This window comes from Streptomyces roseirectus (assembly GCF_014489635.1).
Taxonomy (GTDB): Bacteria; Actinomycetota; Actinomycetes; order Streptomycetales; family Streptomycetaceae; genus Streptomyces; species Streptomyces roseirectus.
In genome coordinates, this window is sequence record NZ_CP060828.1 from 8,059,821 (window position 1) to 8,082,095 (window position 22,275).

At 73.8% G+C, this 22,275-nt stretch carries 19 protein-coding genes; 12 read left to right on the forward strand and 7 right to left on the reverse strand.

Going from position 1 to position 22,275, the window contains the following annotated elements; genetic code table 11:
• Window positions 1-60: 60 nt before the first annotated feature.
• The 5 genes from IAG44_RS34850 to IAG44_RS34870 are packed head-to-tail and all read right to left on the reverse strand — an operon-like array spanning window position 61 to window position 4,515.
• Window positions 61-1,623, reverse strand: coding sequence for an FAD-dependent oxidoreductase (locus IAG44_RS34850; protein ID WP_187751052.1), 1,563 nt, complete (start codon window positions 1,621-1,623; stop codon window positions 61-63).
• Window positions 1,620-2,153 carry a VOC family protein gene (locus tag IAG44_RS34855; RefSeq protein ID WP_187751053.1) on the reverse strand — a complete coding sequence of 178 codons (534 nt, stop codon included), beginning with the start codon at window positions 2,151-2,153 and terminating at the stop codon, window positions 1,620-1,622. Before IAG44_RS34855 ends, IAG44_RS34850 begins: the two co-directional genes overlap by 4 nt.
• Window positions 2,150-2,548 carry a cupin domain-containing protein gene (locus tag IAG44_RS34860; protein WP_187751054.1) on the reverse strand — a complete coding sequence of 133 codons (399 nt, stop codon included), beginning with the start codon at window positions 2,546-2,548 and terminating at the stop codon, window positions 2,150-2,152. Before IAG44_RS34860 ends, IAG44_RS34855 begins: the two co-directional genes overlap by 4 nt.
• Before the next feature lie 34 nt (window positions 2,549-2,582).
• Window positions 2,583-3,308: a cupin domain-containing protein gene (locus tag IAG44_RS34865; RefSeq protein ID WP_187751055.1), complete on the reverse strand. Its 726-nt coding sequence runs from the start codon at window positions 3,306-3,308 to the stop codon at window positions 2,583-2,585.
• Window positions 3,301-4,515 carry a sedoheptulose 7-phosphate cyclase gene (locus tag IAG44_RS34870; protein WP_187751056.1) on the reverse strand — a complete coding sequence of 405 codons (1,215 nt, stop codon included), beginning with the start codon at window positions 4,513-4,515 and terminating at the stop codon, window positions 3,301-3,303. The genes IAG44_RS34865 and IAG44_RS34870 overlap by 8 nt, the downstream gene beginning before the upstream one ends.
• An 860-nt stretch (window positions 4,516-5,375) precedes the next feature.
• On the opposite strand from IAG44_RS34870, the gene IAG44_RS44590 reads away from it, so the two are divergent.
• The 8 genes from IAG44_RS44590 (at window position 5,376) to IAG44_RS34905 (ending at window position 13,514) form a co-directional block, all read left to right on the forward strand.
• Window positions 5,376-5,489, forward strand: coding sequence for a putative leader peptide (locus tag IAG44_RS44590; protein WP_319061084.1), 114 nt, complete (start codon window positions 5,376-5,378; stop codon window positions 5,487-5,489).
• Window positions 5,490-5,583: 94 nt separating this feature from the next.
• The gene (locus IAG44_RS34875; protein ID WP_187751057.1) at window positions 5,584-6,465 is read left to right on the forward strand and encodes a glutathione S-transferase C-terminal domain-containing protein; all 882 of its coding nucleotides are present in this window, start codon (window positions 5,584-5,586) and stop codon (window positions 6,463-6,465) included.
• A 470-nt stretch (window positions 6,466-6,935) separates the two neighbouring features.
• The gene (locus IAG44_RS34880; protein ID WP_187751058.1) at window positions 6,936-7,913 is read left to right on the forward strand and encodes an amino acid ABC transporter permease; all 978 of its coding nucleotides are present in this window, start codon (window positions 6,936-6,938) and stop codon (window positions 7,911-7,913) included.
• Window positions 7,910-8,719, forward strand: coding sequence for an amino acid ABC transporter ATP-binding protein (locus IAG44_RS34885; protein WP_187751059.1), 810 nt, complete (start codon window positions 7,910-7,912; stop codon window positions 8,717-8,719). Before IAG44_RS34880 ends, IAG44_RS34885 begins: the two co-directional genes overlap by 4 nt.
• Window positions 8,720-8,778: 59 nt before the next feature.
• Complete coding sequence (locus IAG44_RS34890; RefSeq protein ID WP_187751060.1) at window positions 8,779-9,798, forward strand: ABC transporter substrate-binding protein; 1,020 nt, start codon at window positions 8,779-8,781, stop codon at window positions 9,796-9,798.
• A 41-nt stretch (window positions 9,799-9,839) separates the two neighbouring features.
• Window positions 9,840-10,715 carry a GNAT family N-acetyltransferase gene (locus IAG44_RS34895; RefSeq protein ID WP_187751061.1) on the forward strand — a complete coding sequence of 292 codons (876 nt, stop codon included), beginning with the start codon at window positions 9,840-9,842 and terminating at the stop codon, window positions 10,713-10,715.
• 190 nt (window positions 10,716-10,905) lie between these two features.
• Window positions 10,906-12,120: an LLM class flavin-dependent oxidoreductase gene (locus IAG44_RS34900; RefSeq protein ID WP_187751062.1), complete on the forward strand. Its 1,215-nt coding sequence runs from the start codon at window positions 10,906-10,908 to the stop codon at window positions 12,118-12,120.
• A gap of 20 nt (window positions 12,121-12,140) precedes the next feature.
• Window positions 12,141-13,514: an NtaA/DmoA family FMN-dependent monooxygenase gene (locus IAG44_RS34905; protein ID WP_187751063.1), complete on the forward strand. Its 1,374-nt coding sequence runs from the start codon at window positions 12,141-12,143 to the stop codon at window positions 13,512-13,514.
• Window positions 13,515-13,673: 159 nt separating this feature from the next.
• Here the strand turns inward: IAG44_RS34905 and absR1 are convergent, their stop codons facing one another.
• Complete coding sequence (gene absR1, locus IAG44_RS34910) at window positions 13,674-14,729, reverse strand: beta-glucuronidase AbsR1 (protein WP_187751064.1); 1,056 nt, start codon at window positions 14,727-14,729, stop codon at window positions 13,674-13,676.
• 95 nt (window positions 14,730-14,824) lie between these two features.
• Here absR1 and IAG44_RS34915 point away from each other — a divergent pair, with 95 nt between their 5' ends.
• Window positions 14,825-16,753, forward strand: a complete 1,929-nt coding sequence (locus IAG44_RS34915) for a helix-turn-helix transcriptional regulator (protein ID WP_246562267.1) — start codon at window positions 14,825-14,827, stop codon at window positions 16,751-16,753.
• 129 nt (window positions 16,754-16,882) lie between these two features.
• Here IAG44_RS34915 and IAG44_RS34920 read toward each other — a convergent pair whose 3' ends face one another.
• Window positions 16,883-19,486: a CHAT domain-containing protein gene (locus tag IAG44_RS34920; protein WP_187751065.1), complete on the reverse strand. Its 2,604-nt coding sequence runs from the start codon at window positions 19,484-19,486 to the stop codon at window positions 16,883-16,885.
• 212 nt (window positions 19,487-19,698) lie between these two features.
• Between IAG44_RS34920 and IAG44_RS34925 the strand changes: the two genes are divergently transcribed.
• Genes IAG44_RS34925 through IAG44_RS34935 form a run of 3 tightly spaced genes read left to right on the forward strand, consistent with a single transcriptional unit; the run spans window position 19,699 to window position 22,261 of the window.
• Window positions 19,699-21,126 (forward strand): S8/S53 family peptidase, encoded by a 1,428-nt coding sequence (locus IAG44_RS34925; RefSeq protein ID WP_187751066.1) that lies wholly within the window; start codon window positions 19,699-19,701, stop codon window positions 21,124-21,126.
• Between the two features lie 35 nt (window positions 21,127-21,161).
• Complete coding sequence (locus IAG44_RS34930; RefSeq protein ID WP_187751067.1) at window positions 21,162-21,761, forward strand: RNA polymerase sigma factor; 600 nt, start codon at window positions 21,162-21,164, stop codon at window positions 21,759-21,761.
• Entirely contained in the window at window positions 21,758-22,261 is a 504-nt protein-coding gene (locus IAG44_RS34935) for a hypothetical protein (RefSeq protein ID WP_187751068.1), read from the forward strand. The genes IAG44_RS34930 and IAG44_RS34935 overlap by 4 nt, the downstream gene beginning before the upstream one ends.
• Window positions 22,262-22,275: the final 14 nt, after the last annotated feature.

The following is a 22,275-nucleotide window of genomic DNA, read 5'->3' on the forward strand; positions in this document are numbered from 1 at the left end:
GTTGCCGGGCCAGGCGGCACATCACGCATCACGCATCGCGCGCCCCACCCCGACGCTCCTTCACGGCAACACCCCTCCCTCCCGCACCACCCGCAACGCCTGCGCGGCGATCGTCAGCGTCGGGTTGACCGCCGCGGACGACGGGAAGAACCCGCCGTCGACGACGAAGAGGTTCGCCACCTCGTGGCTGCGGCAGTACGGGTCGAGGACGGACCGCGCGGGATCGGTGCCGGCGACGGTCGTGCCGCACTGGTGGCCGGTCGCCTCGACGCCCAACCGGCGTGAGAACACGAGGGGATAGCCGGCCCGGCGCATCATCGACGCGGCGGCGCGGACGAGTTTGTGGTGGGCGCGGGTGTTGGTGGGGCGCCAGCGGATGGTGACGTCGTCGGCGCCGGGCCCCGGCAGGACGCGGTTGTCCGGATCGGGCAGGTCCTCCGACATCACCCACCAGTCGACGCTGCGCGAGGCCAGCGCTCCGAGCAGCCGCCGGGGCAGCCGGGGATGCGCGGCGGCGAGCGTCGCCCCGTACACCTTGCCCATCAACTGGAGTGTTCCCAGCGGGTGTTGACCCTGCGGGCCGCCCGGCAGGTAGAAGTCGTTGACGGCGAGCGTCTTCTGGAAGGTCACCGGGTTGCGGCGGCGCGGATCGACCGCCATCAGCACGGAGTTGTTGTGCAGCATGAGGTTGCGCCCGACCAGCCCGCTGCCGTTCGCGAGCCCGTCGGGGTGCGCGGCGCCACCCGAACGCAGCAGCAGGACAGCCGAGTTGACGGCCCCGCACGACACCACCACGGTTCCGGCCCGGAGTTGGACCGCCCGCCCGTCCCGCACGGCGTCGACGGAGGTGATCCGCCGCCCGCCGGGGTCCGTGCGCAGCCGGACGGCGCGGGTGCGGGTGAGGAGGCGGACCGTCGGGGTGCGCAGCGCGGGCCGCAGGGCGCGCGTCTCGGCGTCGCTCTTGGCGCCGACCTGGCAGGGGAAGGCGTCGCAGGTGGCACAGCGTTCACACGCCCCCTCGGGCGCCAGGTCGACGCCGAGTTCGACGGGGTGGGGGTGCAGGCCCTGTGCCGTGAGCCGGTCGGCGAGGGCGGCGATGACCGGCTCGTGCGGCACCGGCGGCCAGGGGTAGGGGCCGCTGCGGGGCGGGCCGCTCGGGTCGGTGCTGTCGGCGCCGTGGACGCGGTAGAGGTGTTCGGCCTCCGCGTAGTACGGCTCCAGGTCGCCGTAGGTGAACGGCCAGGCGGGCGAGGTGCCTTGAAGGTGTTCGACCGTCCGGAAGTCGCTCGCGCGCAGCCGGGGCAGGGCGGCGCCGTAGACCTTGGTGGTGCCGCCGACGCCGTAGAACCCGCCGGAGGTGAAGGGGCGGCCGTCGGCCGTGTGCCAGATGCCGGTGTTGTGGTAGCGGTGGCCGACGAACACGGCCTCCGGGGAACGGTTCTCGGGCTCGCGGGGCAGGAAGTCGCCCCGCTCGACGACGAGTACGCGCGCGCCGGTCGAGGCCAGCGCCCACGCGGTCGTCGCGCCTCCGGCGCCCGAGCCGAGGACGAGGACGTCGGCCTCGTACACGTCCTGCTCCCGCGTGACGACCGGCGGCGATCCTGGACCCCAGACGCCGGTCATGACGCGGCCCTCGGCGGGTCGTAGAGGCGGACCGGCGTCTCGTCGTGGAACGGCAGGCGCTCGGGGATCTCGGACAGCTCCAGATGGAGGCCGAAGGGGGTGCGCAGGTAGATGAACCGGACGCCGGCGATGGGCCCTTCGGCGACGGTCTGCGGCTCACCGAGGGCAACCACCCCGTCGTACGCGGTGAGATGGGCCAGCGACGCGTCCAAGTCCTCGGTGCCCAGGGCGAGATGGTGACCGCCCCAGTCGCTGTTGCGGGGGTAGACGCGGCGCTGGTCGGGGGAGGCGTACTCGAACAGCTCGACGTTGGTGACCGGGCCGAGGCGCAGCATCGCGATGTGGGCGACGGCGCTGCGGTGGACGCCGAGCTGGCGCAGCATCCACAGGCCGGCCGCGTCCTCGACCGGGCCGGTGCGGTAGGCGAGTTGGGCGCCGAGCGCGTCGGTGAAGAAGGCGACGGCCTGGTCGAGGTCGGGCACGGTGTAGGCGACGTGGTGGACGGCGCCGACGCCGGGGACGGTGGTCATGACGGCTCCTTGAGGGAGGCGCGGGCGGTGCTGGGGGTGCGGGGCGGCAGGGCCCGGGTGACGGCGGCGGGGCCGAGCGTCAGGCACAGCAGCCGGGCGCCGTGCCGGCCCGCGGTGAGGGTGGCGGCGCCGCCGTGCGGGGCGAGGACGAGGCCGCCCGCGGTGAGCGGGACGGGGCGCCGGTCGGCGTGCACCGTCCCGCCCAGCACGTACCAGACGGTCTCGGTGCCGCCCCGGCCGGCCGGCTCCCAGCGGGTGCCGGGGGCCAGTTCGACCTCGTCGAACGCCTCGCACTCGCTGTGCAGCATCCCCCGCCGGGCGAGACAGCGGACGGCCGCCCGCTCCTCGCCGGGCCCGAACAGGACGGCGCTCAGCGGCCCGTTGTGGACGATCACGGCCAACTCCCTTTCCTGCGACGTGAGTCGGGTGTCAAGCGGCGCGTTGTTCCGTCGGCAGCGGCACGTCCAGCACCGCGTGGAAGAACTCCAGGCCGCCGTCGCCGGCCCACAGCCGCACCGCCCCGCCCAGCGGCAGGGTCAGCGCGGTCCCCGAGGCGAGGGCGACCTCGCGGTCGGCGGTGCGGGCGGTGCCCGTGCCGCTCAGCACGAACACGGTGTGCTCGGTGCCGCGCGCCGCGAACTCCACGCCCGCGTGCGGCGGAAGGTCCTGGACGTGGATGGTGCGCAGCGGCCCGGTGAGGACGCTCTGGGCGTCCAGCGGGCCGTGGGCACGCAGATCGCGGACGACGATGCTGTTCACGGAAGTCTCCTGCTCCAGGGGCCGGCGGGGCCGGGGGAAGACGGCGGGCAACTCCACCACCAGCCAGGACAGCGGCCGTTGCCCCGTGTTGTGCAGCGCGTGCCGGGAGCCGATCCCGGTGAGGACGGCGTCCCCGGCGCGCACCCGGTGCGCCGTGCCGTCGAGGTGGATCTCGCCCCGGCCGCGCAGCAGGAAGTACAACTCCTCGGTACGGGAGTGCAGATGCTCCCCGCTGACCCCGCCGGGCGGCAGCCAGGCCCACTCGACGGCCTCCCAGCCGCCGTACAGGCCGGTCCGCCGCGCCAGGCAGGTCCAGCGGGAGATCCCGTCCGAGTCGTGCACGCCGTGCACCACGGCGGGCGAGTGGACGTCGGCCACCACGAGTGCGTCACGCATGGGACCGCACCTCCTTCGCGGCGCGCGCCAACTTCTCGGCCGCGCCGGTGATCTCACGATCCGTCAGGTCGTTCACGAACACCGCGTCACCGATGCCGACCGGCAGCGGCAGGCGCTGCATGCCATCGCGGTGACGGACGGTGTCCGCGAGGGCGGAGCCAAGCAACTCCGGCTCCATCAGGGGGTGGTGGACCGGCAGGCGCAGCGCGCGCATCGTGTCGAGTACACGCGTGCACTGACGGTCCGTCATGAGGCCGCGGCCACGGGCGATCACGGTGGTCAACGCCATGTCGAGGTTGACCGCCTCGCCGTGCAGCAGCGCGGGCAGGGCGCGCATCTCCAGCGTCGGACTGAAGGTGTGGCCGTAGTCGACGACCCGCTCCAGCCGGTGCTCCCACAGGTTGTCGTGGAGTTCTTCGAGCATCCCGTGCACCGCGCGGGCCAGTACGTGATGTGCCGTGGTCCGCAGCGGGCCCGCCGTCTGGAAACGGCCGGCCAGCAGGCGCTCGCCGCTGCTCTCCAGCAGGTCGAACAGGTCACGGTCCTTGATCAGGGCGATCTTCAGGATCTCGGCGAGCCCGTTGCCGATGTGCCGCTCGTCCAGCGTCGCGAGGAACGCCGGGTCGAGCAGCGTCTCGACGGCCGGGTGGTACGTCCCGAGGCGGTTCTTGCCGCCGCCGAAGTTGACGCCGGTCTTCGCGCCGACACCGGCGTCCACCAGCCCGATCAGGGTGGTCGGGACCCGGACGTACGGGGTGCTGCGCCGGTACAGGCTGCACGCGAGGCCGACGATGTCCAGCAGCACCCCGCCGCCGACGGCCACGACCGGCTCGCGGCGCCGGTCGAGGCCGAAGCGGTCCATCGCGTCGACCACGGAGTACACCGAGTCCATCGTCTTCAGTCGCTCGTGCGCGGGCAGGACGTGGATGCTGTATGACGCGTGACGCGCCGCCTCGCAGTAGGCGCGCAGCGCGTCGCCGTACAGCAGGTCCACGTGCTCCTCGACGACCAGCAGCCGTCGGGCCGGCGTGCTCTCGCCCTCCGGGAGGCCGGCATGGGCGAGGGCGGGGTTGCGGGGGTCCAGGACGCCGGGGGCGAACCGGACCCGGTAGCTGACGGGCTTCGCGGTGGCGACGGTCCAGCTGCGCGCCGGTCCCGGGCCGTCCGTGGTGGTGAGGCCGTGGGTGGTGGGAGGCGGGAAGGGCATGACGGGTCCTTCGTGGTTCGGACGGCCGTGGGAGGGGTCGCGCGGGCAGTGGTGTGTGATGTTCCACTGACGGTGACGAGGCGCCCACGCTCCGCACGAGGCGGCCGGGCGGGCCGGTTCCACCTCGTGCGGGCGGGGCTGGGAGGCCGGACCGGCGGGCACCCCCACCGGCCGCCGCCGCGCCGCACCCCTACGGCGCCCCCGTCGGCGGCCGGCGTCGCGGGCAGCTCGCACGGAGCGCCCCGTCCGGTCCGGCTGGTCGGTGTGCACGGGTTCCGGGAGAAGCGGAGCCGTCTCGCCGGTGGCCGGGGTTTCAGTGCTGTATGACATGTGACCCACCACCTTCCGGAAGCTCCCTCCGAGAGCGCCCCTCTCGGAACCTCGCTCACTCAAGGTCCCCCGCCCGACGTCCCGACGGCGTGAGTCCCCGGCCCTGTCACGGCCCCGCATCGCGCCGGGCCGGCCTGGGACCGGGGTGGGGCCGGGGCGTGAGGAGCGGGTCCGGGAGCGAGGTGGGATCGGGGTCCCGGGAACGGGGGAGGGGCGTCAGGGATGTCCCTTGGGGGACGGCGGCTCGGCGTGACGTCCGGGGTGCCGCGGTGCCTCGTTTCCGTCGTCCCCGCGCCCTGGGGAGAGAGCCCGCGCGGACTCGGGCTGTGGAGCGGGCCAGGTCAGGCGGACTCGTGGGTCGCCGACTTCGAACTCGCCTTGCGCGCAGTGGACTTGGCCGCCTTAGGTGCAGTGGCCCTCGTGCCGGCCATGAGGAGAGCGCCACGGCTCAATCCCCGGACACCCCCTTGACGCCCCGGAACCCTCGATCGACACTCGAACCGGGAATCCTAGTGAACAGGTAGGGAATCATGGGGCGCCTGGAACCGACCGTCAGCCGCACGAGCCGCACGGCCTGGTCGTCGCCCCTCCTCACCTCCCGCCGCCACATCGACCTGCTGCGCGTGTGCAGCGCACAACGCTGACCCCGCAGGTCCACACCCCCCTTCCCGCACACCCCTCAGCCGCCGCAACCGCCGCCGCGCGTACGCCCCCGCGCGCTCGCCCCCGGGGAGAACCATGACCGCAACACCGCTGACCGCCCACGCGTACGACCGCCCGGCCCCCGCCTTCCGGGGCCGCATCGGCGGCGACGCCCGCAGCGGCCACTACGCCGTGCCGCGCCGCTACCGCCTCCACCTGTCCACCGCCGACCCCGACGGCCTGCGCATCGCCGTCACCCACAGCCTCCTCGGCCTCGACACGGCGTGTCCGCTCACCTTCCTGCCCGCCGTCCCCGACTGTCCCGACGGCGGACACGCGAGCCTGCGCCCGCTGTACGAGGCGAGCGCGCACCGCTACCGGGGCCCGGCCCTCGCGCCCGTGCTCAGCGACGACTGGTCCGGCCGCATCGTCTCCACCCACGGCCCCGACATCGCCCGCGACCTGGCCCGCCGCTTCGGCGGCGGCCGTCCGTCGCTGTACCCGTGCGGCACCGAGGCGCGGATCGAGACGGTGGAACGCCTCTGCCGCCGGGCCGAGCACGCCGCCCAACTCGCGGGCGACGCACAGGCGTCGGAGCGCGAGCGAGCCGACGCCCTCGACGGCCTCCTCGACGCGCTCGGCGGCCTGGAGCAACAGCTCGACGACGACGTCCATATGGCGGAAGGTCAGCTCACCGCTGCCGACGTCGACCTGTGGGTCACCCTCGTCCAGCTCGACACCGTGCACCGCCATCACCTCGACGCCGCCGCCGTCCAGCGGATCGCCGCCCACCACGCCCTGTGGGCCCGCGCCCGCCGCCTCACCGCCCACCCGGCGTTCGGCGCGCACCTCGACCTCGACGGCATCGACCGCCGCCACCGGGCCCGCTGCCAGGGCCTCGAAGCCGCCGGCTCGGCTGTCCAGATCCTGGACTGGGCCGCGTACGCGACCGAGGAAAACCGGACCCACCAGCGCTGATCCGGTCCGGAACCCGGACGGACGTTGACAAGCGTCCGGACGACGGGCTTGACTGCGGCGCGGAACGGTCTGACGATCCAGCGCCGCACCCCTTCTCGACGGCCGCCCCGGCCGCCGCCCGAAGCAGAAGCAGAGGACGACATGTACGCAGCTCCCAGGACGGCGCCCCGCCGCTCCCCGGGCTGCGTACGCCCGTACCTCAGCCACCTCGTCGCGAACCGCGCCGTCGATCTCCTGCGCGTCAGCAGCGCACTGTGTACCGCACCGGGCCGTGCCCGCTGTCGGGTCTGACCTCGAAGCCGACCCCGACCGCAGCGCCCTCGCCGGCCACCGCACACGCGGTGCGCCGCCCGCAGCCCTCGAACCCCGGTCCCGTACGCGCCCGTTGACCGCGCCCGCTCCGTGAGGAGCCGTGCACCCGCGGCCCGCCGCCTGTGACCCGGGGAGCCCGCCTTCCGCCGGAGCCCCTTATGAGCGAATCACCGGGCGCCGTGTCCCTCGCCACGGCACCACCACCTGATGAGCCGTCAAAAGTCGTCACGGCGCAGCGAGTTCAGCCGCTGCGCCGTCCTGGACGCTGGATCGCCACCGTGATCGTCCTGGTCCTGGCCGCCCAGTTCGCCCACGGCCTGATCACCAACCCCTTCTACCAGTGGGACCGGTTCGGCTACTGGTTCCTGCGCCCGGCCATCGTCGAAGGACTCCTGGTCACCCTCGAAGTCACCGCCTGGAGTGCGGTGTCGGGCCTGCTCGGCGGCATCCTGCTGGCTCTCGCGCGGCTCTCGAAGAGTCCGGTGCTGCGGGCGGTGAGCTGGGTCTACATCTGGGCGTTCCGTTCGATCCCGCTGATCGTGGTGCTGCTGTTCCTCTACAACTTCAGTGCCCTGTACCGGACGTTGAGCGTCGGAGTCCCCTTCGGCCCGGCCTTCTTCAGCTTCGACGAGTCGCGGCTCGCCACCGACATGGTCATCGCCGTCGTCGGACTCAGCCTCCACGAGGCCGCGTACGCCGCCGAGGTCGTCCGGGGCGGGGTCCTCTCCGTCGACCAGGGGCAGCACGAGGCCGCCGCCGCGCTCGGCCTGCCCAAGGGGTACCAGTTCCGCCGGATCGTCTTCCCGCAGGCCCTCAGGTCGATCGTCCCCAACTACGTCAACCAGCTGATCGGGCTGGTCAAGTCGACGTCGCTGGTCTTCTACGTCTCCCTCCTCGACCTCTTCGGCGCCGCGCAGACGATGGGCTCCACCTACCCCGGCGACGTCGTCCCGCTGCTGCTGGTCGTCACCGTCTGGTACCTGATCCTCACGAGCCTCGTCTCGATCGCCCAGTTCTACGTCGAGCGGTACTACGCGCGCGGCGCCACCCGCACCCTGCCGCCCACCCCGTTCCAGCAACTGCGCGCCTCCGTCGGCCAGTTCAGGGAGCGCCTGCGCAAGGAGGCCGCCGTATGAGCACCGCCACCGCTACCGCTACCGCCGCCACGGCCACCGCTGTTGCGCCCGCCGCCGTCGAACTCCACGGCGTCCACAAGTGGTTCGGCACCCACCGGGTCCTGGACGGCATCGACCTGACCGTGCGCCCCGGCGAGGTCACCGCGCTGCTCGGCCCCTCCGGCTCCGGCAAGTCCACGCTGTTGCGCGTCATCAACCACCTGGAGAAGCCCGAACGCGGCTACGTCAGCGTCAACGGCGAACTCATCGGCGTACGCGAACACGGCGACCGGCTGCGGGAGTTGAGCGAGCGGGCCATCCTCGCGCAGCGGTCCGGGATCGGGTTCGTCTTCCAGAACTTCAACCTCTTCCCGCACCTCACCGTCCTGGACAACGTCGCCGCCGCCCCCGTCGCCACCGGACGGCTGCACAGGGCCGGGGCCCGGGAACTCGCCCGCGAACTCCTGGACCGTGTCGGCCTCGCCGACAAGTCGGCCGCCTATCCACGGCAGTTGTCCGGCGGCCAGCAGCAGCGCGTCGCCATCGCCCGCGCCCTCGCGCTGCGTCCCGGCGTCATCCTCTTCGACGAGCCGACCTCCGCCCTCGACCCCGAGCTGGTCGGCGAAGTCCTCGCCGTCATCAAGGACTTGGCGACCAGCGGCACCACCCTCCTCATCGTCACGCACGAGATCGGCTTCGCCCGCGAGGTCGCCGACCGCGTCGTGTTCCTCGACGGCGGAAGGATCGTCGAACAGGGCCCGCCGCAGCAGGTACTGGACGAGCCGCGGCACGAACGGACCCGCGACTTCCTCGCCAAAGTCCTCTGACACCACCCCACTTGACCCACGAGACCCCCCTTCCTGACCCACGAGACCCAAGGACAGCCATGCCCGCGCCCCTCTCCCGACGTGCCCTGATCCGAGGCATCACCGCGACGGCCGCCGTCGCCTCCCTCGCCGGCGGGCTCGCCGCCTGCGGCGGGGACAGCGAGGCCGCCACCGCCACCGACTCCGCGGGCTCCGTCACCATCGGCCGCGTCTCCAACGGGGCCGCGAAAGAACGGACGTTGAAGGTCTCCGAGGTGAAGTCGATCAGCGCCGAGGTGCCCGCGGCGATCCGCGAACGCGGCACGCTCGTCATCGGCAGCGGCTCCCTGCCGTCCGGCACCGCGCCGCTCGGCTACGTCGGCGACGACCAGAAGACCCTCACCGGCTCCGAGCCCGACCTCGCCCGCCTGGTCGCCGCGGTCCTCGGACTCAAGCCCGAATACCGGCGGTTCACCTGGGAGAACCTGTTCGTCGGCATCGACAGCGGCAAGGTCGACGTCGGCCTCTCGAACATCACCGACACCGAGGAACGCAAGCGGAAGTACGACTTCGCCTCCTACCGGCAGGACAACCTCGGCTTCGAGAAGCTGAAGTCCAACTCTTGGACGTTCGACGGCACTTACCGCAGCCTCGCGGGCAAGACCTTCTCCGTCGGCGCCGGCACCAACCAGGAACGCCTGCTGCTGGAATGGCAGAAGAAACTGAAGGCCGAGGGCAAGAACCTCACCATCAAGTACTTCCAGGACAGCAACAGCACCTATCTCGCCCTGAACAGCGGCAAGATCGACGCCTACCTCGGCCCGAACCCGAGCCTGTCCTACCACGTCACGCAGAGCGCCAAGTCGCCCTCGCCCACGGCCATCGCGGGCACCTACTCCGGCGCCGGCGAAACCCTCCAGGGCCTGATCGCGGCGACCGTCAAGAAGGACAGCGGCCTCGTCAAGCCGCTCGCCGACGCGATCAACCACCTGATCGAGACCGGCGCGTACGCCCAGTGGCTCGACTCCTGGAACCTCGCCAACGAAGCCGTCACCAAGTCCGAGATCAACCCGCCCGGCCTGCCCCTCACCAACGCCTGACACACCGTCAACACCACTCCGAACGAAAGGACTTCGCCTCCGTGACCCACCCGGACGACCTCCACGGAGGCAGAGCCCCGGCCGCCACCGCGCCCCACCCGCTCGACAACGCCGTCTGGGCCGCCCTGACCGGCCCCCACGCCCACCTCGCCGACCGGGCCGGGCTGCGAGCGCTGGGTGAACCAGCCCGCGCCGCCCGTTACCCCGCCGACGTCTACGCCTTCGCCGCCCTCGACGACCCGGCCGACCCCGCCGCCTGGGTCGACCTGCACCGCCTCGTCGGGCCCGCGACGGCCGTACGCCTCAAGCCCGTCGACGCCGTCCCCGACGGCTGGGAGGTGATCCGGGAAGGGCTCGGGGTCCAGCTCGTCGACACCTCGCTGCGCACCGAGCCCGACCCCGAGGCGGTGCGGCTCGGGCCGGACGACGTCCCGGAGATCCTGGACCTCGTCGCCCGCACCCGTCCTGGGCCCTACCTGAAACGGACGATCCTGCTCGGCACCTACCTCGGCATCCGGCACCGGGGGCGGCTGATCGCGCTGGCCGGGGAACGGCTCAGGCCGCCCGGCTGGACCGAGATCAGCGCCGTCTGCACCGACCCCGCCCACCGGGGCAGGGGGCTCGCCACCCGGCTCGTGCGCGCGGTCGCCGCCGGGATCCACGCGCGCGGGGACACGCCGTTCCTGCACGCCGCCGCCGGCAACACGGGGGCGATCCGGCTGTACGAGTCGATCGGCTTCACGCTGCGGCGGACGTCGCGGATCGTGGAGGTGCGGAGCCCCGCGGGGCCGGCCACCGGGCGCGCCGCCGAGTTTGTCGAGCCGGCTGAGTTCGGCGAGTCCGCAGAATCGATTTCGCACAGAAGTTCGAAAAATGTCGTGGAATCGGGAACACGGCCGAGGACCGGCCCGTTGTGACGGATGAGAGCCACGACCGGACCGCACGGAGCGAGAGAGAAGGAGGACGGCAGTGACCGACATCCACATACGCCACGCCGAACACCTTCACGCGCTCTGTAGCTGACACCGTCCCGCACCCCCGCCGCCGCACCCGCTTCCCGCGCGGGCCCGGCGCCCTCGTACGGACCTCCAGGAAGGCACTCCGCCCGTGTCCCCTTCGTCTCCCTCGTCCCCCGCACCTCTCCACCTCGCCGTCGCCCTCGACGGCACCGGCTGGCACCCCGCCTCCTGGCGCGAGCAAGTCGCCCGCCCCCGTGACCTGTTCACCGCCGGCTACTGGGCCGACCTGGTCACCGAGGCCGAACGCGGCCTGCTCGACTTCGTGACCATCGAGGACGGCCTGGGCCCCCAGTCCTCCCGCCTCCTCGACCCCGACGACCGCACCGACCAGGTCCGAGGCCGCCTCGACGCCGTCCTGATCGCCTCCCGCGTCGCCCCGCTCACCCGGCACATCGGCCTCGTCCCGACGACCGTCGCCACCCACACCGAGCCGTTCCACATCTCCAAGGCCATCGCCACCCTCGACTACGTCAGCACCGGCCGCGCGGGCCTGCGCGTCCAGATCACCGCCCGGCAGAACGAGGCCGCGCACTTCGGCCGGCGCACCCTCCCGCGCATCGAGTCCTACGACCACACCGACCCCGCCACCCGCGCCCTGATCACCGACCTCTTCGACGAGGCCGCCGACTACGTCGAAGCCGTCCGCCGCCTGTGGGACAGCTGGGAGGACGACGCGGAGATCCGCGACGCCGCCACCGGCCGCTTCGTCGACCGCGACAAACTCCACCACATCGACTTCGAGGGCCGCCGCTTCAGCGTCAGGGGCCCCTCCATCACCCCCCGCCCGCCCCAGGGCCAGCCCCTCGTCGCGGCCCTCGCCCACGCGACGGTGCCCTACCGGCTGGTGGCGCGCGCGGCGGACGTCGGCTTCGTCACCCCGCACGACACCGACCGGGCGCGGGCGATCGTCCAGGAGATACGCGCCGAACAGGAGGCCGCGGGGCGCGGCGCCGACCCGCTGCACGTCTTCGCCGACCTGCTGGTCTTCCTCGACGACGACCCGGCCGAGGCACGGGCGCGCCGGGCGCGGCTCGACGACCTCGCGGGCGAGCCCCACAGCGGCGACGCGCGGATCTTCGCCGGCAGCCCCGCCGAACTCGCCGACCTGCTCCAGGAGTTCCAGACGGCCGGCCTGAGCGGGTTCCGGCTGCGTCCCGCCGTCGCCGGACACGACCTGCCCGCGATCAGCCGGGGCCTGGTCCCCGAACTCCAACGGCGCGGCGCCTTCCGCACGGCGTACGAGGCCGACACCCTGCGCGGGCTCCTCGGCCTGACCCGCCCCGCCAACCGATACGCCGCCTGAGCGCGAGGGAGACACCGACGATGAGCAAGCCGCTGAAGCAGATCCACCTCGCCGCCCACTTCCCCGGCGTCAACAACACCACCGTCTGGAGCGACCCCCGCGCGGGCAGCCACATCGAGTTCAGCTCCTTCACCCACTTCGCGAGGACCGCCGAACGTGCCAAGTTCGACTTCCTGTTCCTCGCCGAAGGGCTCAGGCTGCGCGAACAGGGCGGCACGATCTACGACCTGGACGTCGTCGGCCGCCCCGACACCTTCACCGTCCTGGCCGCGCTCGCCGCCGTCACCGAACGGCTCGGCCTGACCGGCACCATCAACTCGACGTTCAACGAACCGTACGAGGTGGCCCGGCAGTTCGCGAGCCTCGACCACCTCTCCGACGGCCGCGCCGCGTGGAACGTGGTCACCTCGTGGGACGCGTTCACCGGGGAGAACTTCCGGCGCGGCGGCTTCCTGCCGCAGGAGGACCGCTACTCCCGCGCCAGGGAGTTCCTGACCACGGCCCACGAACTGTTCGACTCCTGGCAGGGCGACGAGATCCTGGCCGACCGGGCCACCGGCGCCTTCCTGCGGGACGCGAAAGCCGGCTCCTTCGTCCACACCGGCAAGCACTTCGACATCCACGGCCGGTTCAACGTGCCGCGCAGCCCCCAGGGCCGGCCGGTGATCTTCCAGGCCGGGGACTCCGAGGAGGGCCGCGAGTTCGCCGCCGCCGAGGCCGACGCGATCTTCAGCAGGCACGCGCAACGGGAACAGGGCCAGGCGTTCTACGCGGACGTCAAGAGCCGCCTCGCCAAGTACGGCCGCCGCGCCGACCAGTTGCTGATCCTGCCGGCCGCGACCTTCGTCCTCGGCGACACAGAGGACGAGGCCCGCGACACCGCCAGGGAGGTGCGCCGGCAGCAGGTCAGCGGAGCCACCGCGCTCAAGCACCTGGAGTTCGTCTGGAACCGCGACCTCTCCGCGTACGACCCCGAGGGCCCGCTGCCCGAGATCGACCCGGACGTCGACGCCGAGCACATCTCGCGCGGCCGCGCCCAGGTCAGGATGTACCGGGATCCGCTGGCCACCGCCCGCGAGTGGCGCGAGCTGGCCGAGGCCAACAAGTGGTCGATCCGCGACCTCGTCATCGAGACCGGCAACCGGCAGAACTTCGTCGGCACCCCCGAGACCGTCGCCCGCACGATCGACGAGTACGTCCAGGCGGACGCCGCCGACGGCTTCATCCTCGTCCCGCACATCACCCCCGGCGGACTCGACGAGTTCGCCGACAAGGTGGTCCCGCTCCTCCAGGAGCGGGGCGTCTTCCGCGCCGACTACGAGGGCACCACCCTGCGCGACCACCTCGGCCTCACCCACCCGGACGAGGCCCGCGAGAGCCGGGCAGCGTCGTGAGGTTCCCCGCGAGCGTCCTGCGCAAGGAGATCCCCGACCCGCCGTTCGACTGGGCCCCCGTGTTCCCCGGCCCCGCCGGTGCGGCCGGGCCGCCCGCCCTCCCCCGAGAGCGGACGGCCCGGCCTTTTCCCCCGGCGCTGGACTGTGGTTCGTGGGCGGTCACCAGCACATGACCGCCGTCTGCCCCGACCCCCAGGCCGAGTAGAGGCGCAGCCGCACGAAGTACCGGCGCCCCTTCACCAGCCGGGCCCGCAGGGTCGCGTTCCCCGGTGTGCCCCCGTCGTCGTCCCCGGCGAGGAAGCGCGGCTCCCCCTCCCGCTCCTCGAAGAGGACGACGACGGCGTCGCAGTCGCCGAACACGGCGAGCCGGTAGTCGCGGGTCTCGGGCGGCTCCAGCGTGAAGTCCGCCTGCTCACCCGGCCCGAGGACCAGCGGCTCCGACCGGAACGGCACGAGCGGGCCCGGCGGGCGCGCGGGCGGCGGCGGATACCAGCGCTGCACGAACTCCTTGTCCAGCGCGGACAGCGCCCCCGGCGGATGCACGCCCTGCCGGAACTGCTCGGGCTCCAGGATCAGCCCCGCCGGGAACGGGTACTCCATCACCGACTGCGGGTCCCACACCGTGCCGTTGACCTCGGCCGCGTCCAGCTTGCGCAGGATGTTGAGGTACGTGCGCTCGCGGCTCCAGTGGTTCGGCGGGCCCGCGAGGTCGGCGTACACGGCCTCCTCGTCCCAGTGGATCCCGGCGTACGGGCTCTGGTGCTCGTGCTGCATGCCCAGCGCGTGGCCGATCTGGTGCAGGGCCGTCGCGCGCTCGCCGGGGGCCGTGAGGTCCCAGCCGAAGTTCATCGTGCGCTCGTGGAGGCCCGCGAGGAGGGCGTCGCGCCCGACGGCCGACCAGGAGCCGTTGCCGTCCTGGAACCCGATGCGTACCTCCGCCTCGGACCGGTCGGTGACCTCCGTGAACGTCACGCCGATGCCGAGCCCCTGCCACTCGCGGAAGCAGTCGCGCACGACCTCGCGCTGCGCCTCGGCGCCGGCCCAGGAGAGCCTGCGCGAGGTCCGGTCGCAGGTGTCGAAGAAGCAGTAGTGCAGGACCGTGCCGTTGACCCACATCCGCCGGCCGCCCATGAGCGCACCGAGCCGTTCGGCGGCGAGACCCGGGGTGAACCCGGGCTCCGGCTGCCGGACGAGCGAGCAGTAGCGGGCGGTCATGTGTTCCACAGTGCCCGGTCCAAGGTCACCGCGCCTGAGTCGGGGGCTACTCAAGTCACCGTGTATCAGACCTGAGTACCCCCGCTCATGTTGACGTGACGACTCTCGAACGCGACCCGAAGTCCCTCGACGCACCCTGGCCGTTCACCGGCCGGGAGGAGGAACTGACCCTGATCCGCCAGGCGTTGACCGCCGCCCGCCCCGGCATGATCCTCACCGGTCCGCCCGGCCACGGCCGCACCCGCCTCGCGGCGGAGGCCGTCAGGGACCTCGTCCCCGGGGCGGCGCGCGAAGCACCGAGGGGGGCGCGCGGACGGACGGCGCGCGGCGGCCTCCAGGGAGCGCACGGCGCCGGTACGCGCGGGGCGCGCGGCCGCTCGGGAGCACCCACCGGACCGTACGGCCGCGCCGCCGAGCCACACGGCCGGGAGACCGCCCCGCGCGGAGAGACCCCCGCCGACGCCCGCGCCCGGCAGAGCACCGACGCCCTCCACGAGACCCCCGCCGGCACCCGCCCGCACGCCCGGCACACCCCCGACGCCCCACCCGCGTGCGCGCGCGTCGCCGGCACCCCCGAGACCCGCGCGCTCCCCTTCGCCGCCTTCGCCCACCTCCTCCCCGAGGACGTCACGCTCCACCGCGCGGTCGAACTCCTCGCCCCGGTGCGCCTGTTGCTCGTGGACGACGCGCACCTCCTGGACGACGCCTCCGCCGCCCTCGTCCACCAGCTCGCCGTCCAGGGCCGCACCCGCCTGCTGGTCGTCACCGCCGAGGGCGCCCCCGCGCCGGCCGCGATCACCCGTCTGTGGGCCGACGAACTCCTCCCGAGGCTCGTCCTCGGCCCCCTGCCCCACGACGAGACGGCGCGGCTCCTGGCGGCCGGTACGGGCGTCGAGCTGGACGCCCTCACCGCGCACCGGCTGCACCGGCTGTGCCGGGGCGACCTGAGGCTCCTGAGGGAGCTGGCGGACGCCGTACGCGAGCAGGGCCTGCTCGTACCGGCCGAGGGCGCCGAGTACGCCTGGCGGGGTCCCGTGCCGGTCACGGCGGCCGTCAGGGAGCACGCGGCCGCCGTCCTCGCGCGCACGGACGCCGAGCGCGAGACCCTTGACCGGCTGGCGTTCGCGGAGCCCCTTCCGATGCCGGCCCACCGCCTCGACCTGGGTGTCCTGGAGCGCCTTGAGGCCGACGGGCTGATCGAGGTCGGGGAGGACACGCGCGTACGCCTCGCCGACCCGCTGCACGGGCCCGTCCTGCGTGCCGTCGCGGGCCGGCTGCGGTCGCTTCGGCTGACCGGGGAGCGCGAGCCGCACGACGTGGCGCTCGCCGAGGAGTCCGCCGAACTGGTCCGGCGGATGACGGCGGCGGACGTGCGGGACACGCGCGCGCCCGTGGGGGAGTGGCTGGCCGCCGAGGGGGAGCCGGTCGCTGCGGTCCACGCGTGCGTGCGCGCACGGTTCGCACGGTTGCGGGGCGACCTGCGGCTGGCGGCGTCCTGGGCGCGCGAGGGCCTGAGGCACACCCCCGGCGACGCCTTCTGCCGTGCGGAGCTGGCCCGTGCCGAGGACGGCGCGGTGCGGCCCGACGAGATGCGGGACGCCGGCGGGGTGTTCGCGCTCCACGCGTGCGCGCTCGCGCAGGGCGACGCGGCGGCGCTGGACGAGGCCGCGCGGGAACTGGAGGAACGGGGGTTCCTGCTGCACGCGGTCCAGGCCCGCACCCAGGCCGCGCACCTGCACCGCGACCCCCGTGCCGCCCGCGCCGCACGCACGCGTGCCGTCGCCCTGGCCCGCCGCTGCCAGGGCGCTGCCCACCCCGCCCCCACCGGCCTCGCCCTCGACGAACTCACCGCCCGCCAGCGCCAGATCGTCACCCTCGCCGCGGCGGGCCTCAGCAACCGCCAGATCGCCGAACGCCTCACCCTGTCGATCCGCACGGTCGGCAACCACCTCTACAGCGCCTACACCCGCCTCGGAGCGAGCGACCGCGACGCCCTGCCGTGGCTGGTGGGCCAACCGGCGTGAAGGCGCAAGGCCGTGGACGGCGCGTCAGGGCCGACGCACACGCGCGCCCCACGCGTGTCAGAAGCGCACCGGACACGCGTCGTCAGACACACACCACGCGCGCGGCACCACAGCAGCCTCACGCCCCCCTCACGCCGCCCCGAACGCCGTGAACGCCCACCCCGTCGCCTGATGCACCGCGTCCCCCGGCACCGCCCCGCGCGCGTCCCGCAGGGCCTCCGCGAGCGAGCGCCCGTCCGCGAGGCTCTTGTGGAGCGCGAGCATCAGCGGGACGACGGCCGCGTCGTTGACGGGCGCGCTGCTGGCGAGGACGCCGGCCGTGCCGAGGGGGAGCAACGCGGTGACGAGGCCGAGGAGTTCGTCGGCGCCCACGGACGCGAGGCGGGCGGTGTCGCAGCTGGAGAGGATGATCCGGTGGGGGCTGCGGTCGAGGCGTTCGAAGTCGTGCACGATCAGCGGCCCGTCGGCCATCCGCAGGGCGGAGAACAGCGGGCTGTCCGCGCGGAACGTGCCGTGCGCGGCGATGTGCGCGAGCGCCGCCCCGTCCAGCTCGGCCAGCACACGCGGCACACGCGCGCCGTCGTGCTCCAGGACCACGGGACGCCCGTACCGCCCGGCGACCTCCGGGACCTCGGCCCCGCCCGTCGCGAGCCCGGGACCGCGCACCAGGACGTGCCGCCCGCCGGACGGCGCCGGGGTCTCCTTGGCCCGCAGCCAACTGCTCGCCGACGGCGACACGCTGAGCACCCGCTCGCGCAGCGCGGGCAGCAGTGCCCAGGGCACCCGGTGCAGGCGCGCGGGCGGCACGACGATCACAGGGCCGTCGCCGAGATGGTCGGCGGCGGGTCCGAGCAGCAGGTCCTGGAGGCGGCGGCCCATCTCCTCGACGAGCGGCAGCCGATTCTCCGCGCCGGGGTGGGCGAGCCTGCGCAGCGCCGCCTGGACGTGCTCGGCCTCGCGCTCCGCGTCCGCGAGCAGCCCGCCCGTGAACCGGCGCACCCGGCCGTCCCCGCACAGCAGCACCTGCACGCGCCCGTCCAGGACGGCGAGTTCGACCAGCCGTTCCCCGTCGAGCCGATCCAGCAGCCGGACCACGTCGAAGCGGTGGCCGCCTTCGGGGGACTCGCCCCGGATGTGCAGGGTCCGGGAGCGGATCTCGCGCTCCAGACGCCGCTGCTCGCGCTCCAGGGCGGGCAGGGGGCGCCCGGAGATGCGGGCCTGCTCCGCCTGGTCGGCGATGACCCGGAAGGCCGTCAGACCGCTCAGGAGGGCCGCGTCGGCGGGCGGCCTGGTCGGCGGCGCGGACAACACCGTCGCCCGCCAGCGCTCGCTCCACAGCAGCAACTGCCGCGGCCCGCCCCGCTCCAGGCTCACCTGCTGCGCCAGCGCGGCGAGTTCGGCGCCCTGCGCCGTCGCGCGGGCACGCAGCTCGGAGGCGCCCAGCGTCATCCGGTGGTCGTCCAGGACGTCCAGACCGCGCCGGCACGCCTCCAGGACGCCCCGCCCCGAGCCCGCCGCGCGCGCCCGCAGGGCCTGCGCCGCCCAGCCCGTCACCCGGGCCAGCGGAGGCCCGCTGTGCCGGCTGCGGGCGGCCAGCGCGAGGTAGCGCTCGGCGTCGGCCGTCCAGTCCAGGCCGAGCGCGATACGGCCCGCCAGCAGCCACGCCTCCGGCGCGGCGGGCGCCCCGAACGAGGCGAGCTTCCCGGCGACTTTCGCGGCGTCCGCGACCAGCCGGCCCGAACCCCGGCCCGCCGTCAGCCGGGCCTCGATCAGCACCAGTTGGGCGTGCGTCTCCCACCAGGTGCGCCGCTGCGCCGCGAACAGCCGCACGGCGACCGCCGCGCGCGCTATCGCCGTGCCCGTGTCGCCCGCGAGGCGGGCCGCCTTCGCCGCCGTCAGCAGCAGCTCCGCCTTGCGCGTGGACTGGCCCCGGATGCCGTCCAGGACGGCGATCGCCGCGTCCGCCTCGGCCAGCGCCTCCGGGGCGAGGCCGGCCGCCATCAGGACCTCGCAGCGCCGGATGTTGAGCATGATCCCCGGGGTGCCGAGCTTCGCGTACCGCTCCTCGGCGTCGTCCAGGAGGCTCAGCGCGCGCGGGATGTCGCCGGAGCGGAACGCGGCGATGCCCTGGCTCTCGACGGCGTCCGCCTTGTCGTGCTCCTGGTCGGTGGTGTCCCACAGGGCCTGCGCCGCCGCGTAGTCGGCGTCCGCCCGGTCCACCGCGCCGAGCGCCAGGTGCACCGTCGCGCGCAGGTTCAGTGCGCGCGCCGTCCAGATGGTGTCGCCGACCTGACGCAGCACCGGCACCGCGCGCCGCAGGTCCTCCAGTGCCTCCGGATGATGGCCCAGCACTTCCCACGAGTACGCCCGACGGAACAGCACCCGCGCACGCGTGAGGCCCGTACCGCGCTCCACGCCCCGCTCGAACGCGGCCAGGCCCTGCCGGGTGCGGCCCGCGTGGACCAGGGCGACGCCCAGGGTGCCCAGGATGTCCGCCTCCCGGTCCGCCGAGTCCGCGCGGGCCGCCAGCACGCACGCGCGGCGCAGGTGTTTGAGGGCCAGCCGCAGGTCGCCCCAGTCCCGCTGCCAGATCCCGATCACCTGATGGGCGACGGAGGCGTGCAGCGGCGGCGGATCGGCGCGGAGCAGTTCCTCCGCGCGCGCCAACGCCTCGTGGGGGGCGGCGAACACCAGAGGCAGCAGTTCGAGGACCGGTTCGTGTGCCGCTGTCACCCCACGGATGGTATCGGGCGGCGGAGCGCACCACACCGGTCGGTGCGCTTCCGCCGAAACCCCGCACCACCGCCCGGGCGCGCACTCCGGCGCACACGGCGAAACGCGCCCCCGCCGCGCTCCGTGAACCCGCTCCCGTCCCTCACCCTGTATCAACCGCCGCGTTCGCGGCTCTGAACTGACGACCATCGCCTCAGGGGAAGAGGACAGCCATGGCGCCACAGCGATTCCAGGAGCAGTTCGACCACATCCAGCGTTCGATGCCGGACGTGCCACTCGCCATGGGGCCCGACGATCTCGGGGAGTTCGTGTACGAGAAAGGCGTCGTCCTCGCGCGGGACGGCGAGGAGGCGCGCCTCGTCGAGGACACGGTGCGCGCGCACTTCACGGAGGCACCGGACCTGACCCCCGACCACGTGCGCCGGGCCGGCCCCGACCGCAACCGGTCCGGGATCACCCGGATACAGGTCGGCGACCCCGGCCAGGGCATACGCGCGGGCGGGGACGACCAGAGCGTCGCCCACGCCCTGCGCGCGCTCGGCGCCCGCGAGGGCCGCGCGGGACACCGGCTGATCAGCCGCAACCACGTCGTCCACATCGCCACCAACGCCTGCCCCGGCGACGAGCCGGTGCCCGCCCCGCGCTCCGCCGCCACCAACCCGGCACCCGCCGACGCCGTGCACGACCCGGACAGCGCCGTCTCTGTCCTGGTCGTCGACAACGGCCTCACGCACGACTACCGCGCCTGCCCCGGCATGAGCCACGTCACGGGTGACGCCCTCGCCGGCGAGACCGACAGCCAGGGCATCCTGCGCCAGTACGCCGGGCACGGCACGTTCATCGCGGGTCTGCTCACCGCCGTCGCCCCCAACACGGACGTCACCGTGCGCAACACCCTCAACGACGCGGGCGCCATCCTGGAGTCGGAGTTCGGCGAGCGCCTGTTCGACGCCGTCGAGGACGGCTGGCCCGACATCCTGAGCCTGTCCGCGGGCAGCGTCAACGGCCGCACCGACGGCCTGCTCGGCGTCGAGGCGTTCATGACCGCCCTCCAGACGCAGCGCACGCTCCTGGTGGCCGCCGCCGGCAACGACGGCAGCGCCACCCCGTTCTGGCCCGCCGCGTACGCCGCCGTGCCCGGCCACGCCGACGCCGTCCTGTCGGTCGGCGCGCTGCGCACCGACGGCGCGTTCGGCGCCTGCTTCACCAACCACGGCCCCTGGGTGAAGGTCTACGCCCCCGGCGAACGCCTCGTCAGCGCGCTCACCGGCTTCGAGGCGCCCGTGCCGTACGTCTACCAGCACTCCACCTACGACTCCTGCCGCTACGGCTTCGGCTACGCCTGCACGTGCCGCTCCCCGCAGCACACGGGCGTCCTCAGCGACCCGGCGGAGAAGCCCGACCAGGTGATGTTCGACGGGTACGCCGCCTGGAGCGGCACCTCCTTCGCGACGCCCCTGGTCGCGGGGCTCGTCGCCGCCTGGATGAACGCCACGAAGGAGACCGACCCGCGCGCGGCCGCCGGCGCCCTGCTCGCCTCCTGCGCCGACTTCGCCGAGGTGCGCGGCGCGCACGTGACGGCGTTGCGCCCGCCGACCTGGCTCCCGGCCACCGCCGAGCAGCCCGTCGCCGTCTCATGAGGGCCGTCGCCACCCCCGTCACGGCGTACGATGACATGCCGTACACGAGGGGTGGGGCCGTGGACCGTACTGATGTCGGCGCGCTCGTCCAGGCCGCGATCGACGGTGACGCGGCGGCCTGGAAAGCGCTGGTGGAAGGGCTCAGCCCGCTGGTCTGGTCGGTGGTGCGCGCACACCGGCTCTCCGAGGCCGACGGGCACGAGGTGTGCCAGACCGTGTGGTTCCGCTTCGCCCAGCACCTGGGGCGGATCCGGGAACCCGAGAAGGCGGGCGCCTGGCTCGCGAGCACCGCGCGCAACGAGTGCCTGAAGGTCATCAAGAGCCTCAAGCGCCTCACCCCGACCGACGACCCCCAGGTCCTGGACCGGGTCAGCGAGGACCGCACCCCCGAACAGTCCGTCCTGGACTCCGAGGAGGCCGCCGCGCAGAGCGAACGCGTGCGCCGCCTGTGGCAGGAGTTCGAGGCGCTGGGTGAACGCTGCAGGCAACTGCTGAGGGTGCTCATCGCCTCGCCCCCGCCCAGCTACCAGGAGGTGGCGGACGCGCTCGGCATCGCCGTCGGCAGCATCGGCCCGATGCGCCAGCGCTGCCTGCGCCGGCTGCGCGTCCGCCTGGAAGGCCGGGGTCCGAAGTGAACGACGACGTGTACGACGGGATGGACGATCCGATGAACGAGGCCCCGCACGACGACGCCGGCGACGGTTTCGCGGACGACTGTCTGGAGGAGGAGCTGCGCCAGGCCGCCGCGATCCTCGACCCGGTGCCCGCCGAGGTCTACCGCACGGCCCTGGAGGCGTTCGCGCTGGTCGACCTCGACGCCAAGATCGCCGGGCTGACCTTCGACTCGCTGACCCACGGCATCCCCGTGCGGGGGGTGACGGACGCGCCGCGCATGCTGACGTTCGACACCGGGGACCTCACGGTCGACGTCGAGGTCACCACGCACGGCATGTTCGGGCAGCTGATGCCCCCGCAGACGGCCCGCATCGAGGTCCTGGGCGGGCCCCAGCAGGCCACCGCGCTCGACACCGACGACCTCGGGCGGTTCAGCAGCGACGCGGCCCCCTCGGGCCCGTTCGCGCTGCGGGTGCGGGCCGGCGGGGACGTCGTCGTCACGGAGTGGCTGCGGGCCTGAACCTCATCGCGCCC